Genomic DNA, 15971 nt, shown 5'->3' on the forward strand with positions numbered 1-15971 from the left:
ATTCACAATATTTATATGTTGTTAAATGAAGGGGATTCTTTAGCGCTGATTTGATACCAATCCACCTTACGTGTAATCACCATAGTCACAGCCAGTAAGCCGAACACCAGCAATGAGCCCATAAGTAATGCATTATCCTCTGAGGCTAATATTGCGTACAAGGCGCCGTAAAGAGACGTTAGCAAGACAGCGAACAGCATACCATTAGCTTTACTTTTGAGTACATAGCTCAGGTAGTAGCCCAATAAGCTTACGCAGGCTAAGCTGGCTGAAAAGTAGGCTGCTGCAAAGCTGATATGTTCTGATAGCGAAATAAGTAGTAGGTAAAACAAAGCCATAGCTAAGCCAACAAAGGTGTACTGTGCTGGGTGGATGCGTAATTGTTTTAAGATTTCAAAAATAAAGAAGCCCGCAAAAGTTAACCCTATGAAAAGTAGTCCGTATTTAGTTGCGCGGTCGGCTTGGCTGTAGACGTTAATTGGTTCTACAAAGCCTATATTGAGTGTTTCTAATTCATTTTTTCTTTCACCGCTTTCAAGATTGCTAATTAATGAAGCTTGGTTGCTGCTAGAAAGTGAAGAGACCGCCCATTGTGCTTGAAAGCCTGCTGGTGAGATTTTTTGAGTGGCTGGGTCTGGTAAGAAGCTACCGCCAAAATGAGGGTGCTGCCAGCTCGATTGCAAATTAATCACGTTGTTTTCCGCGATAGGCACGTAGTTGTAATTTTCCATGCCGCGCAGGTTCAGCTTGAATTCAAAAGCAATATTTTGTTCGTAAGTATTTTCAATCTGACCAACTTGCACGTGAACGCCATTACCTAATAATCGAACATTACTACCTTGCTCAAAATTAAGCGTGCGGCTATTCCAAGTAAATTCTGGCTGCCCGCTAATGCCACGTGGGTCGCTAATGCCGATAGCGATGTAAGCAGGCTGAATGCTAAGGGTGCTGTTCTGGCGTTGCGCACTAATGCCTAAATGAGCAGGGAGTTTAAATGTACCTTTAAAATTTCCGCCTAATTCATACGTCAGCGCTTTATAAATACCTAGCTTTTTAAACTGATTGGTGAAACCACCTCTCAATTCTAGATTTTCAGGCAGAATAAACTTCCAGTGTTGCTCACGTACATTGACGGTTTTTTTAATGCCGTTTTCCGTGGTGCTTTCTGCGTATTCCTCAATATATGGCACTACTAATAATGGGCCAGTAATGGTTTGCTCGCCAGCAGAGCTTTTTGCGATTTCCTGTTTAACTTCATTTTGCCGATTTTGTCGTTCTGAAATTAGCGAGTTGATGTACATCACCGCCCACGACATGACCATGGTGAGAAGAAAAATTCCGATGACTTTAAAAATAAATGCCCGATTCATGATGAACTCCGAATGTGTAATGTGGAGTTAGCAGAATAGTGGGCACAGGTGAAGTGTTGATGTGCTTGTGTGAAGTGAGCGTGAAGTATTGAGTTATTTTTTTTGTAATGTGATGGTGGCAACTGCGCCATGTATGTCGCCATTTGGTTGTTGTGTGTTTTCTAACGTGACCGAGCCGCCATGCAGCTTAACAACTTCTTGTACAAAGTTTAACCCTAGCCCCGTGCTTTTTTGCCCAGCATTGATTGAAAAATCAGGGCGAGGTAATGAGTAAAACTTATCAAACACCTTGTCTAGAGCATAGTCAGGGATTCCGCTTCCTATATCGTTTATAGTGAGTTTTATTTGCGTTTGGCTAGTTTCAGTCGCTACGTTAATTTCACCATTTTGGGGACTAAAATCAAGCGCATTCTCTAGTATGTTATATATCGCCTGACCGAGTAAAAATGTATCAGCTTGAATCTCAATTGGATTAAGTGGTGAAAATTTAAACTGGGCATGATTTTGTGCGGCTTTGTTAGTTAAGTGCATAATCTGCGTTTGCACTAAATCATTTAAATTTACGTTAGTTAAATGTTGTAATTGTTGTTGATGTTCTAAGGTTGCCAAGCCCAGCATGTTTTGAATTATGGTCTGTACGCGATTTGATTGCGTTTTAATTTGCGCTAAAAAATGCGCTTGGGTTTCTGGTGGCATGCTGGGTGAAATAAGCTCTAAAGCTGCTTGAATGGCCGTAATTGGGCTTTTTAACTCATGTGTTAAGTGCTGAACGGAGTCTTGAATATATTGTTTGCCATCTAACTCGCCACGCATGGTTTGCATGGCTTTGGCGAGTTCAGTGAGTTCGTCATTACTGGATGTAGGCGGCGCAGCTTTTTCACCATTTGTAACTTTTACTGCATAGTCGCGCAATGCGTTAATTTTTCGGGTAAATCGCCATGTGAACAGCACGCCGATAATGAGTGAAAGCCCAAACAGTAAAGCGCCCCAACGAATGATTTTATTTTGCGCACGCTCAATAAATGGCAATAGCGTGCGGTTAGCCTTAGCTACCGTGAGTGAGCCGATAATCTTACCGCCGACTTTAATCGGCGCCGCAATGTACATAATCGTGTCGCTTTCTTCATCGCCAATCACAACGGGGCTCGAGCGTACACCGTACTTGCCTTTAAGCGTGAGATAAACATCGTTCCATTTGGAATAATCTTGGCCTAGTGCTAGATTCGCCGAATCAAAAATAACAATGCCATTGGTGTCGGTAATATAAACGCGGTAGTCTGCAGACTGTTTTTTGATACCCCAAATATTCGCTTTGGTGGCGTGTGACTGATATTTAATGAGGCTTTGTGCAAAGTTGCCAGTCTGAATCGTGTCGGTTTTTACATCGTTGGCTGCAAGTTCAGCCAGAACGTTTGCTGTATCTACCAGCGTATCTTCCATGGCTTGGCGTACGCCAGGTTTAACTTCATCGACAAACACATACAGCACAAACCAAGCCGCAAGGCCCACCAGTAAGAAATAACCTAAGAAAATTTTAAGACTAATTTTCATGATTCATTTTCATGGGAATTTTTAAGCCTGCAGGCTATAGCCCATACCACGATGGGTAATGATGGCTTCAGTTTGCGTATCAACCGCGCGTAGTTTCGCACGCAAAGTTTTAATATGCGCATCCACAGTGCGCTCCAACGTATTCTCGGCATTCACCCAAACAATATCCATCAATTGATTACGTGAGAATACGCGTTGCGGTTGCTGAATCAAAGTTTTAAGCAGTAAGAATTCATAACGCGTTAAATCTAACAGTTGACTACGGTATTGAATGCGATTGGCTAACTCATCCACTATAAATGAATTATTTTTATCACGAGTTTCTTGTTTTAACACTGTGCGGCGCAGTATTGCGTTCACACGCGCTACAACCTCGCGAGGACTAAACGGCTTGGTGACATAGTCATCGGCGCCTATTTCTAAGCCAACAATACGATCAATTTCATGATTGCGTGCGGTTAAAAATAGTATGGGAATGTTAGATTCAGCACGAATCAGTTTGCATACATCAAAGCCTGTCATGTCTGGCAGGCCTACGTCTAAAATCACAAAGTCAAAAGTCTGCTGTTTAATTTGCGTCATCGCATCGCCACCTAAAAGCTTGTGTGTGGTGGCGATACCTGCCTCCTTAAAAGCATAAATCAGCGTTTCAGCGATTGCAGGTTCGTCTTCAATAATCAGTACATGGAGTGGCATGCCAGTATTTTAGATGAGAAAAGCTTTTAATGTGATGTTTCATTACTTATCTGATATAAGACATCGCTAATGGCTTGCTCATCATTCGGGCGTACTAGGCGACTAAGTTCGATACCATCTTTTAGAAATACTAATGTGGGCCAGAGTTTGACTGCATACAGACGTCCTAATCTCTGCCCTTTACCATCCTCAATCTTGATATGTTTCACATTAGGATAATTAAGTAGGGCTTTAGCTATGATTGCTTGAGCGGCTTGGCAATAAGTACACCAATTGGCGCCAAACTCAATGACAGTAAGACCATTTAATTGCTCGATTTCTGCTTTATTCATTGAGTATTTTGCATCATGATTATTTAGGTTCATTGCAGGGCTTGCTTAAAATTGTTTCGATTTCCGGATTCATAGGCATAGCAGTGACTTAGCGCTTATATCCCCACACACCTCACAATGTTATCCACAGAAATTGTGGAGACTCATTATCACCAGAATCCTTATTGCAGTTATATCGCAAATCTCTGTTAAAGTGAATTTTTAATCGCAACTCGCTCAAAAAGTTAATTTGTTCTTTAAAATAGCGCCAAGTCAATTAAACTTCAATAAATTAAGCTGGATTTAATTAGACGTGCAACATCAATTTCAAAGGTTAGAGTAATGGCAGAAAAAGAATACGACGCAGACTCGGTAAAGGTTCTGAGAGGATTAGAACCTGTACGTGCCAGACCCGGCATGTACACACGCACAGAATCTCCTACGCACATTGTGCAAGAGGTGATTGATAACGCGGCCGATGAAGCATTGGGTGGTCATGCGACCACTATTCAAGTCACTATTTTTAAAGATGGTGCGGTTGAAGTCACTGATAACGGTCGTGGTATTCCTGTTGAAATTCCAAAAGGTGAAACACAGCCGGCCGTTGAGCTTGTCTTCGTACAATTGCACGCTGGCGGTAAGTTTGATAAAGAAGACGAAAATAGTTCGTATCGCTTTTCAGGCGGTCTGCATGGAGTAGGGGTTTCTGTCACCAATGCGCTATCTACAAGATTAGACGTGACGGTTAAGCGTGATGGCAAAGTGCATAGCCTTTCTTTTGAAAATGGCAACTGCGTTACGCCGTTAACAGAAACAGGCAAGTGCCTTAAAAAAGATACTGGTACCACGGTAAAGTGCTGGCCTGACCCTAAATACTTTGATTCGCCCAAGGTTTCACTTCAGCAGCTAGAGCATCTTATTAAATCAAAGGCGGTGTTGCTGCGTGGTGTAAGCGTGACGTTGTCAATTGAAGGCAATGACGGCTTTGAAGAACGCTCTTGGACTTACGTTGACGGCTTGCCGCAATATTTGGATGAGTTAATCGGCGAGCGCGAGTACGAGGATGACGAAACGCCGATTCCTATCATCTCGGGTGAGTTTTACCATAATGAGAATACTGATGGTATATCAAAAGGCGAGGGCGCGATTTGGGCGTTATCTTTTGGATCAGGTGGCGGGCGCGGTGAGTCTTATGTGAACCTGATTCCTACGCTCTCTGGCGGTACGCACGAGGCTGGTATGCGTAATGGGGTATTTGAGGCGGTTAAGTCGTTTATGGAGCATCACAGCATGATGCAACGCGGCGTTAAAGTCTCATCAGAAGATGTATGGAATAACGTGTGCTATGTATTGGCGGCAAAAGTGTTGGATCCGCAATTTCAAGGTCAAACCAAAGAGAAGCTGACCAACCGCGATGCCATGAAAATGGTGGCGTCTGCCGTGAAGCCTTATATGGAAACTTGGCTAAGTCAAAACGTAGACCATGCAAAGCGCATTTCTGACTTGGTGAACCGTTCTGCGGCGGCACGTAATAAATCTACGCAAAAAATTGAAAAGCGTAAATCAAGCGGCATTAATCTGATGCCAGCAAAATTGACTGATTGTGAAGCGGCAGGGACGATGGAAGCGGAATTGTTCTTAGTAGAAGGTGATTCCGCTGGCGGTAGCGCGAAGATGGGGCGCAATAATGAGTTCCAATCCTTACTGCCTTTGCGCGGTAAGGTCTTAAATACATGGGAAGTTGACGCAGGGCGCATCTTCGGCAACTCCGAAGTGCATGACATATTTGTGGCGCTAGGTATTGAGCCGCACACACTTAAAGATAATCCGGACTTTTCGGGTTTGCGTTACGGTAAATTATGCATATTGTCTGATGCGGACGTTGATGGTTCGCACATACAGGTGCTATTACTCACAATGCTATTGAGGCACGCACCTAAGCTGATAGAGCGCGGTCATGTGTATATCTCACAGCCGCCGCTGTACCGCATTGACGTGCCAGCACAAGGTAAAACGAAGCCATTACGTAAAATCTACGTGTCAGATGATGCTGAGAAAATGTCTACGATAGAAAAGCTCAAGCGCGAAGGTATCGCTGAAGAAAAGCTAGGCATACAGCGTTTCAAAGGTCTTGGCGAAATGAACCCAGAGCAGTTGTGGGAAACCACCTTGTGCCCAGATACGCGTCGTTTGGTACAGGTACGTTTGCCCGAAGGCGAAGTCGCAGGTGCACTTAAAATGTTTGATATGTTGATGGCTAAGAATGAATCTGCAGCCAGAAAAGAATGGATAGAACGTCGCGGTAATGATGTAGAGGCGGATGTTTAATGGATACAACGATAAATACAAACATGTTAGAAAATAATAATGAAGAAAATGCAGTGCCAATTGGCGAATATGCAGAAGAAGCTTATTTAGCTTATGCTGTTTCCGTAGTGAAAGGTCGTGCGCTGCCTTCTGTTGAAGATGGCCAAAAACCTGTGCAGCGCCGCATTCTGTTTGCAATGAAAGAAATGGGCTTGGTGGCTGGCGTTAAACCAGTCAAATCAGCTCGCGTGGTTGGTAATGTACTCGGTATGTACCATCCGCATGGCGATAGCTCTGCGTATGAGGCGGCGGTTCGTTTGGCGCAAGATTTTACGTTACGTTACCCGCTGATTGATGGGCAAGGTAATTTCGGCTCACGTGATGGCGATGGTGCCGCTGCAATGCGATACACCGAGATGCGCTTATCACCTATTGCTGATTTGTTATTGTCCGAAATTGATCGCGGCACAGTCGATTTCCAAAGTAATTATGATGGCGCTTTTCAAGAGCCCGTGTTGCTGCCAGCTCGTTTACCAATGATGCTGTTGAATGGCGCTTCTGGTATTGCTGTGGGTATGGCGACTGAAATGATTCCGCACAATATGCGCGAAATCGCCAATGCGGTATTGCATGTGATGGACAACCCAGACGCTACCACTGCTGATTTTATGCAGCATGTGCCTGGCCCAGATTTTCCAGGTGGTGGTCAGCTGATTACACAAACTGCAGACATTCTTTCTACCTATGAAACAGGTCGCGGTTCATTAAGGCTGCGCGCTAGATGGATAGTCGAGCCGATGGCGCGCGGACAATGGCGCATAATCATTCATGAATTGCCGCATGGGGTTTCTGTGGAAACGATACAAGATGAAATTCTTGCCATATCGAATCCTAAACCGAAAAAAGACAAAAAAACCATAGATCAAGATCAGTTGCTAGTGAAGCAATCTGCCTTGAGCATGATAGATACGGTGAAAAGCGAAGGCAAAAAAGATGTTCGTCTGATTATCGAACCAAAAACCAGTAAGGTTTCCAGCGATGAGTTGATGGCGTTCTTGCTGCTACACACCAGCATGGAAGTCTCATGCCCAGTGAATATGGTCATGATAGGCACCGATGGTCGCCCTGCGCAAAAAGGCATGATTGCGATTCTTAAAGAGTGGATTGCCTTCCGCCTGAATGTGGTGCGCAGACGCTGTCAGTTTGATTTAGACAAAATCAACAAACGTATCCATATTCTAGAAGGACGCATGATCGCCTTCTTGCATATAGATGAAGTGATTCGCGTGATTCGTAACTCAGATGAACCGAAAACGGATTTGATTGCAGCGTTTCAATTAAGTGAAATACAAGCCGAAGATATTCTGGAAATCAGGCTACGTCAGTTAGCTAGATTAGAAGGCTTTAAAATTGAAAAAGAATTAAAAGATTTACGCGAAGAAGCCGACGGTTTGCAGAATATCTTAGGTAGCGATAATAAATTACGCAAACTCACTGCAAAAGAAATCAAGCAAGATGCGGAAAAATATGGCGATGACCGCCGAACTTTAATCGAGCCAGTAGAGCGAGCGCAAGGCGGTCAAAAAGCCTTTGTGGTAGATGAACCTGTGACTATTCTTATCTCTAAGAATGGTTGGATTAGAGCTAGACAAGGCCATGGCGTTGAGCGCGAGTCTATTGCGTGGAAATCAGGCGACGGCGAGTTTGCTGTGATTGAGACACGCACAGTGCTACCGATTGTCCTATTAGATACCAACGGCAGATGTTATGCCTTTGATGCATCTACAGTGCCAGGCGGTAAGGGCGATGGTATTCCGCTCAGTTCAATCATTGAAGTGCAAAACGGCGCTAAATTAGCGCATGCGCTTTCCGGAAAAGACGATGACCGATATTTATTCGCCACATCGAATAGCTACGGATTTGTTGCGCCTTTGAAAGGCTTAGTGGCAAGACCTAAAGCAGGTAAAGCTTTTATGAAGCCAGAGGATGGTGCCTTGGTATTGCCACCAATCAAATTGGATGAGCGTACGCACGTTGCGGTGACTTCATCCGAAAATAAATTCTTGGTGTTCCCTATCAGCGAAGTGAACGAGTACCCAAATGGCGGCAAGGGCGTACGTATGATGGATATTCCAGATAAGGCCTCATTGTCTCGTATTGAGCTAAGTGATGGACTTTCAGCTAATGTGATTGTTAGAGGTAAAGTGAAAGTACTTGAGGGAGAAGCTCTAAGTAAATTTTTGCTCAAACGTGCTAGAAAAGGGCATGACGTGAAGGAAACTAAAGCTCCAGTAAAGCGCCAAGTTTCACTCTTTTAATCTATAGTTGAATTTGGTTTCTCATTTCAATGAAGCCTTAAAATAAAACAGCCCGCTATTGCGGGCTGTTTTGTTTTAAGAGTAGTTTAACCAAAGAAATCTTTTGCTTTATCTACCCAGCTTTTATTTTTTGGGCTATGTTTACCAGAGTCCGCTTGAGTGCTGGTTTCAAATTCACGAAGTAAATCTTTCTGTTTTTCCGTTAATTTAACTGGTGTTTCCACAACTACGTGCACCATCAAATCACCACTTTCAGATTGGCGTAGCGGTTTAATGCCTTTACCACGTAACCTGAATACGCCACCGGTTTGCGTTTCAGCTGGAATTTTCATTTTGGCAGAGCCGCCTAAGGTTGGCACTTCGATTTCGCCACCTAAAGCTGCTGTACTAAAGCTAATTGGCATTTCGCAGTGTAAGTTTCCGCCTTCACGTTGGAAAATGTTGTGCTCTTTTAGGTGAATCACAACATATAAATCACCGGTTGGGCCGCCATTCACGCCGCCTTCACCTTCGCCGCTTAAACGAATTCTATCGCCTTCATCTACACCAGCTGGAATTTTTACTGAGAGCGTTTTGTTCTGTTTGGTTCTGCCCGCGCCGCTACAAGTTGGGCAAGGGTCTTTGACCATTTTGCCATTACCGTGGCATTTTGGACAGGTTTGTTGTACCGAAAAAAAGCCTTGCTGCATACGTACTTGGCCGTGGCCCGCACAGGTCGTACATGTTACAGGCTGCGTACCAGGGCGTGCGCCCGATCCCTTACAGGTTTCACAAGTAGATTGCACAGGAATACGAATTTTAGATTCAGTACCTTTTGCTGCATCTTCAAGTGAGATTTCCATGTTATAGCGTAAGTCAGCGCCGCGATATACGTTGTTGCGTTGTCCACCAGCGCGACCACCACCGAAAATATCGCCAAAAATATCACCAAAGGCATCACCGAAACCTGCGCCACCAAAGCCGCCTGCACCGCCACCTTGCTCTACACCTGCATGGCCGTATTGATCGTAAGCTGCACGCTTTTGGTCATCAGACAGCATTTCATAAGCTTCTTTAGCTTCTTTGAACTGTTCTTCTGCTTTTGGGTTATCTGGATTACGATCTGGGTGGTGCTTCATCGCAAGTTTGCGATAAGACTTCTTAATCTCTTCTTCTGAAGCGTCTTTATTAACGCCCAATATTTCGTAATAATCTCTTTTAGTTGCCATAATTCAGTCAGTATTTAGTTGTTGTTAGCAGGGTGTTGATAGCGAAAAGTCGTTAGCATCATTGTGTGATGCTAACGACTATAAGCTAAAGACTAAAAATTGTGAATTAGTCTTTTTTCACTTCTTCAAACTCAGCATCTACCACGTCACCATCGACTGTTTTTTCAGTTTCTTGGCTAGGTTGAGCACTTTGTGTGTTGGCTTCAGCTTGCTCAGCAGCATAGACTTTTTCACCTAGTTTTTGTGATGCTTCAGTCAATACTGTTGTTTTAGCTTCAATCGCATCTTTATCATCTGATTGCAACACTTCTTCAACACCTTTAATAGCCGCTTCAATGGCTTCTTTTTCAGCAGCATCTAATTTATCGCCATGTTCAGCCAATGATTTTTTCACGCTATGTACCATGCCATCTGCAGCATTACGTGCATCAACTAATTCACGGTATTTCTTATCTTCATCTGCATATTTAATGGCATCTTCTTCCATTTGTTGAATTTCAGCTTCAGACAAGCCGCTATTCGCTTTAATGGTAATTTTATTTTCTTTACCAGTGGCTTTATCTTTAGCAGAAACATGCAAAATACCGTTGGCATCGATATCAAATGTCACTTCAATTTGTGGCATACCACGTGGTGCTGGTGGAATATCGCTTAAGTTAAATTGACCAAGCGATTTATTCGCAGCAGCTTTTTCACGCTCACCTTGCAACACTTGAATCGTCACAGCATTTTGGTTGTCATCAGCTGTAGAGAATGTTTGTGATGCTTTGGTTGGAATCGTTGTGTTTTTCTTAATCACTTTAGTCATTACACCACCAAGTGTTTCGATACCTAGTGATAATGGGGTTACATCAAGCAATAATACATCTTTAACATCACCTTTTAACACACCACCTTGAATCGCAGCACCAACAGCTACTGCTTCATCTGGGTTAACGTCTTTACGAGGTTCTTTACCAAAAATCTCTTTTACTTTCTCTTGTACTTTTGGCATGCGGCTTTGACCACCAACCAAAATTACATCGGTAATATCGTCAATTGAAACGCCCGCGTCTTTAATCGCTACACGGCATGGTGCCATTGTGCGTTCAATTAAATCTTCTACTAAGCTTTCTAATTTTGCACGCGTGATTTTTACGACTAAGTGTTTAGGGCCTGTTGCATCGGCAGTAATGTATGGCAAATTCACTTCAGTTTGCGTTGCGCCAGAAAGCTCAATTTTTGCTTTCTCAGCCGCTTCTTTCAAACGTTGTTTTGCCAATAAGTCGTTGCGTAGATCTAAGCCGCCATTTTCTTTTTTGAATTCATCTGCTAAAAAGTCGATTAGACGGTTATCAAAGTCTTCACCACCCAAGAATGTATCACCGTTGGTTGAAAGCACTTCAAATTGATGTTCGCCATCAATGCTTGAAATTTCGATGATAGAAACGTCAAATGTACCGCCACCCAAGTCATACACAGCAATTTTACGATCGCCTTCTTGTTTGTCTAAACCAAACGCAAGTGCAGCTGCAGTTGGCTCGTTGATGATGCGTTTAACATCTAAACCTGCAATACGGCCTGCATCTTTAGTCGCTTGACGTTGGCTATCGTTAAAGTAAGCTGGCACAGTAATCACCGCTTCAGTCACTTCTTCGCCTAAATAGTCTTCAGCCGTTTTTTTCATTTTGCGTAACACTTCAGCAGAAATTTGCGGAGGTGCCATTTTTACGCCACGAATTTCAACCCATGCATCGCCGTTATCCGCTTTTGCAATGGTGTACGGCATTAAACCGATGTCTTTTTGTACTTCTTTTTCGTCAAAACGACGACCAATCAGACGCTTAACTGCGTATAGCGTATTTTTAGGGTTAGTCACCGCTTGGCGTTTTGCTGGAGCGCCAGCCAAAATCTCACCATCTTCTTGATACGCAATAATAGAAGGTGTAGTGCGTGTACCTTCAGCATTTTCAATAACGCGAGGTTTTCCACCCTCCATCACAGCTACGCAAGAGTTCGTTGTTCCTAAGTCAATACCAATAATTTTTCCCATAATTCCTATTCCTTATTTTTTACTAATTAATTTGCTGCATTACTTTGCGGTAAACAGCGGTGTTAAATTTTTACCTTGAAGCTATTGTGGTGATTGTTTTTGTTATTTCAAGGGTCTGAGATTGCTAAATTTAATTAAGATTTTGATTTAATTGAAAATCTAGCTTAATTTTTCAATCAATTACTTAGCCACCATCACTAAAGCTGGGCGTAGTACGCGATCATTTAGTGTGTAACCCTTTTGCAATACAGATGTCACTGTATTAGGCTCGCCACTATTTTCCAGCATACTGATGGCTTGATGTTTATTAGGATCAAACTTTTCACCTAATGGATTAATTTCAGCAATGTTGAATTTATCAAATACAGAAGCTAATTGATTGGTGGTGATTTGCACGCCATCTTTATAGCTTTGCACGTCAGCCGCTTCTATCAGCAAGGCAGCATCTAAACTATCTTTTACAGCAAGTAATTCATTTGAGAATTTTTCTAACGCAAACTTGCGCGCTTTTTCAATATCGTCCATCGCGCGTCGACGAATATTTTCACCATCAGCTTTTACGTATAAAACTGCGGCTTGCGCTTCTTTGAGTTGAGCTTCTAGTTCACCAATACGATCATCTAATGAGCCTGCAGCGCCACTTTGTTGTAAATCTTCTTCAGATTGTGAGATGTTGTTTTGTGAGTCCTGTGTATTTTCAGTCATGAAGTTTCCCTAATTATTTGTCAGTAACGATTTAGAACAATGAACAGATAATGGAGGCATTTTTTTAAATCTCAAGCATTCAAATAAAAAAAATGAAATTAAAGGGTAGCATCTAGTTGTAAAGGCACATTAGAGTGCTGGTGGGGGGGGCTGGTTGCGAACTTTATAGCGATCATACATCCATAAGTACTGGGCGGGGCATTGCTGAATGGTACGTTCAATTTCTGCATTCAGTAAAGTGGGTGTATCAATACCTTCAGCATTTACTGCACGAATATGAATGTTATAGCCACGTCCGAAACTTAAACGCTCTCCAAACGCCATAAATACTTGAGCGCCAGTCTTTTGTGCTAATTTTGAGGCAAGCGTCATAGTGTAGGCTTGGCGACCAAAGAATGGTGCCCATTCGCCTTCCCCTGCCAAGGGGGCTTGATCGGGTAAAATGCCAATAGCTTCACCACGTTTAAGTGCTTGTAATAGCTGCTTCACGCCTTGCGCATTGGCAGGTGCTAAAGTGATTTGCCCTCGCTCTCTTCCATCTGTAATAAGAGGTAGCAGCCATTTTTGGCGTGGAGGGCGGTAAAGTACCGCCATAGGGTGGTGTGCGCCGTAGTAAAGTGATGTAATTTCAAAACAACCTAAATGCGGAGTAAGAAAGATCACACCTTTGCTCGTTTGTAGTGCCTGTTCAACCGCTTCCCAACCAAATACTCGTTTTACCCAGTTTATAACTTCACTTTGAGGTTTAAACCAAATGGCAAATGTTTCTAGTGCACCTTTACTATTTTCTAAAGTGCTTTTAAAAAGTAGTTGGTTGAACTGAGTTTTATTCGTGGCTAAAGCACATTGCTTAAGATTACGTATAGCATGGTCACGATGATCTTTATTAAATAGGTAACTCATTAAACCCAGCATTGCACCAAGGCCATGAATGACTGGTAGGGGTAAATATCGCAAAAGTTTTAGGCAGGCTACTGCAAGTAAGATGACATTGCTTTTAAAAGTAGATTTTTTTGAATTCATTCGAAATCGTATTTAATACGTTAAGTTGTACGGTTGCTGTGAGTTACAATAACACAAGTATTATGCATGAGGTTATCCAGAGCTAAAATGTTGCAATAAGGTAGTTTGTGTTGGGAAGTCTAGATAAACATTAACCGCTAGGGTTAAGGTTTGATAATAATCTAGTTAGGCAAGGATTGAAGAGGTTGTGTAATCACAGTCATTTGCCTAAGAATGTGTTAAAAAATCCAGAAACACTCCCAATCAAAGTGCTGGAGAGAATGCTAAATAAGTTGCTGTCTATTTACCTCTATTAAGGTTTTTTCTTGAATATTCTGATAGTAAAACTCTCATCTTTGGGAGATGTATTGCATAACTTGCCAATTTTTTGGGATTTGCGAGCGCAGTACCCGGAAGCCAATATTGATTGGGTAGTAGAAGAGGCTTATGTGCACCTAATCGAGCCATTACAAAAGAATGCTGAATTTAAGGGTATCAATCGCATTATCCCGCTTGGATTTCGACGATGGAAGAAAAGTCTTTTTAGCAAAAAGACTTTTATGGAGATTAGCGAGTTTCGCAGGAATTTTCAGTATGTCAGCTATGATTTGGTGATTGAAACTCAAGGTTTGCTAAAGTCTGCCGTCGTTAGTCGTTTAGCAAAACGTAATGTAGGTGGGACAATTACTGGTCTTGGTAATGCTACTGAAGGTTCGGGGTATGAACCCATCGCGAGATGGTTTTATACGCATTGTGTGCAAGTGCCAAAGCAATGCCACGCTGTGGAGCGCTCACGCTTGGTCGCTGCGGCTGCGATGAATATTTCTACTGTATTAAGTACGCCAAAATTCTATCCACAGGCATTTGTGGAAATGCTCGCTAAAAATAATCAAAAAATAAATGCTAATTTTAATGTGCCGTATATCCTGATTTTTCATGCAACCGCGCGCGAAGGGAAAATGTGGAGTGAAAGTCACTGGGTTGAGATAGGTCAACACTTAGCTGCGAAAGGCTACCGTGTGATTTTGCCATGGGGCAATTTAGCAGAAAAAGCGGTGAGTGAGAGGTTGTGTCGACACATTGCAAATGCTGTGGTGCCAGAGGCTTTCAATTTGACACAGGCTTTTACTATTGTGGCTGGCGCACAGATAGTCCTTGGTGTGGATACAGGGCTTACTCATCTTTCAGCGATTATGTGTAAACCTACTATAGAGCTTTATTGTGATTCCCCACGTTGGAAAACAGAAGGTTTTTGGAGTGAAAAGATTAGAAACTTAGGTGATGTTGGTCAGCCACCAAGTGTGCCGCAAGTAATAGCCGCTATCGAACAGGTACAACCTCAATATCAACCTTAATAAGTCGCCTAAATGCCTGAATGACACGCTTAGCCTCAAGGGTGTCTAAACATTGGCTATAACTATTATTATTATCATCGCAACCCGCTTTGTGACAAGGCACACACTCACCGCGGCCTTGAAGTAGCAATACATTGCTCACCATTTGATATTCTGGAGAATACCGTTGCCAAGGGCTTTTGCTTTCATGATAGCCCATTGGCCATGGTGCCCATTTTACGGGGTTGGTAGGACCAAAAATTGCTAATGTGGGCGTTCCACAAGCGGCTGCGAGATGTGTTGTAGCGGTGTCTGGGCCAACATACGCAGCTGCATGATTTAAAAGCGTACTCATTTCTGCAAAACTGGTTTTTCCAGCTAGGCTGGTTACAAAGCCAGTTTCGTTTCCTACAAAATGCTTAGTAAGTTGAAGAGCATAATTCTGTTCTGCAATCGCAGGCCCACCTGTAATAATGACGTGGTGTCCTAAGTTGATTGCGTGCTCTATTAAGGCAATCCAGCCACTATCTGTCCACTGTTTATAATGCCACATTGGCATTGGATGGATGATGGTGTAAGGAATCTCTGTTAAATTGAACCTCAACTGTTCATTAAGGTGTGTTATTGCATCGCTTGAGTCAGCTTTTGTGGGCGTTAATGCATACTGTCTTTCAATACCCATGAGGTCAGCTAAATGTAAGTTTTGCACGACGGTATGCGTATTTTCTTCATCCAGTAAACTCCAGCGCAGACAAGATAGTTTCTTCCACCAATGCTTTTTCTTAAGGTTTGGAATTAAACCAATACGTTTTTTCCCAGCTATAAACGCGTATTGGTGTGCTCTATCGTTGCCCTGTGTGGTAACCGCGAGGTCATATTTCCTGAATAAAGTTTTTATTAGTTTTAAATATGCGCCTAAAGACGGGTGGTTGTCGCTTTCAATAATATTATTGCAATCTGGGTTTCCCATTAATATGCTACTGGTATTACGATAGACTAGTACGTCAATAATTGCATTTGGCCAAGCTGTACGCATTGATTTTAGTAAAGGAGTAGACAATAAGACATCGCCAATTTGTTGCGTGGCAATGAGTATCACTTTTTTTGGTGGGGTGTCTTTAAACATGAATGAAGTAC

At 42.7% G+C, this 15971-nt stretch carries 12 protein-coding genes; 3 read left to right on the plus strand and 9 right to left on the minus strand.

Features of this window, described 5'->3' with window-relative positions; genetic code table 11:
- Positions 1-11 precede the first annotated feature (11 nt).
- The 4 genes from creD to PSU72_RS08030 form a co-directional block, all read right to left on the minus strand.
- Complete coding sequence (creD, locus tag PSU72_RS08015) at positions 12-1370, minus strand: cell envelope integrity protein CreD (RefSeq protein ID WP_300431804.1); 1359 nt, start codon at positions 1368-1370, stop codon at positions 12-14.
- A gap of 93 nt (positions 1371-1463) precedes the next feature.
- Positions 1464-2921, minus strand: a complete 1458-nt coding sequence (gene creC, locus PSU72_RS08020; RefSeq protein WP_300431805.1) for a two-component system sensor histidine kinase CreC — start codon at positions 2919-2921, stop codon at positions 1464-1466.
- A gap of 21 nt (positions 2922-2942) precedes the next feature.
- The gene (gene creB, locus PSU72_RS08025; RefSeq protein ID WP_300431806.1) at positions 2943-3617 is read right to left on the minus strand and encodes a two-component system response regulator CreB; all 675 of its coding nucleotides are present in this window, start codon (positions 3615-3617) and stop codon (positions 2943-2945) included.
- A 26-nt stretch (positions 3618-3643) separates the two neighbouring features.
- Entirely contained in the window at positions 3644-3982 is a 339-nt protein-coding gene (locus PSU72_RS08030) for a thioredoxin family protein (RefSeq protein WP_300431807.1), read from the minus strand.
- Positions 3983-4270: 288 nt separating this feature from the next.
- Here PSU72_RS08030 and PSU72_RS08035 point away from each other — a divergent pair, with 288 nt between their 5' ends.
- Both PSU72_RS08035 and parC read left to right on the plus strand, forming a co-directional pair.
- A complete protein-coding gene (locus PSU72_RS08035; protein WP_300431808.1) occupies positions 4271-6256 on the plus strand; it encodes a DNA topoisomerase IV subunit B in 1986 nt (661 codons plus the stop codon).
- A complete protein-coding gene (parC, locus tag PSU72_RS08040) occupies positions 6256-8553 on the plus strand; it encodes a DNA topoisomerase IV subunit A (RefSeq protein ID WP_300431809.1) in 2298 nt (765 codons plus the stop codon). The genes PSU72_RS08035 and parC overlap by 1 nt, the downstream gene beginning before the upstream one ends.
- 86 nt (positions 8554-8639) lie before the next feature.
- Here the strand turns inward: parC and dnaJ are convergent, their stop codons facing one another.
- From dnaJ to PSU72_RS08060, 4 genes are all read right to left on the minus strand, one after another.
- A complete protein-coding gene (gene dnaJ / locus PSU72_RS08045; protein WP_013148712.1) occupies positions 8640-9761 on the minus strand; it encodes a molecular chaperone DnaJ in 1122 nt (373 codons plus the stop codon).
- Between the two features lie 106 nt (positions 9762-9867).
- Entirely contained in the window at positions 9868-11793 is a 1926-nt protein-coding gene (dnaK, locus tag PSU72_RS08050; protein WP_300431810.1) for a molecular chaperone DnaK, read from the minus strand.
- 180 nt (positions 11794-11973) lie between these two features.
- Positions 11974-12498, minus strand: a complete 525-nt coding sequence (gene grpE, locus PSU72_RS08055) for a nucleotide exchange factor GrpE (RefSeq protein ID WP_300431811.1) — start codon at positions 12496-12498, stop codon at positions 11974-11976.
- Between the two features lie 129 nt (positions 12499-12627).
- Positions 12628-13521: a lysophospholipid acyltransferase family protein gene (locus tag PSU72_RS08060; RefSeq protein ID WP_300431812.1), complete on the minus strand. Its 894-nt coding sequence runs from the start codon at positions 13519-13521 to the stop codon at positions 12628-12630.
- A gap of 305 nt (positions 13522-13826) precedes the next feature.
- Between PSU72_RS08060 and waaC the strand changes: the two genes are divergently transcribed.
- Positions 13827-14855, plus strand: coding sequence for a lipopolysaccharide heptosyltransferase I (waaC, locus tag PSU72_RS08065; RefSeq protein WP_300431813.1), 1029 nt, complete (start codon positions 13827-13829; stop codon positions 14853-14855).
- Here the strand turns inward: waaC and PSU72_RS08070 are convergent.
- On the minus strand, positions 14821-15960 hold the full coding sequence (locus PSU72_RS08070; protein ID WP_300431814.1) for a glycosyltransferase family 9 protein: 1140 nt from the start codon (positions 15958-15960) through the stop codon (positions 14821-14823). The genes waaC and PSU72_RS08070 overlap by 35 nt on opposite strands.
- Positions 15961-15971 lie beyond the last annotated feature (11 nt).

Source organism: Methylotenera sp., assembly GCF_029945535.1.
GTDB lineage: Bacteria > Pseudomonadota > Gammaproteobacteria > Burkholderiales > Methylophilaceae > Methylotenera.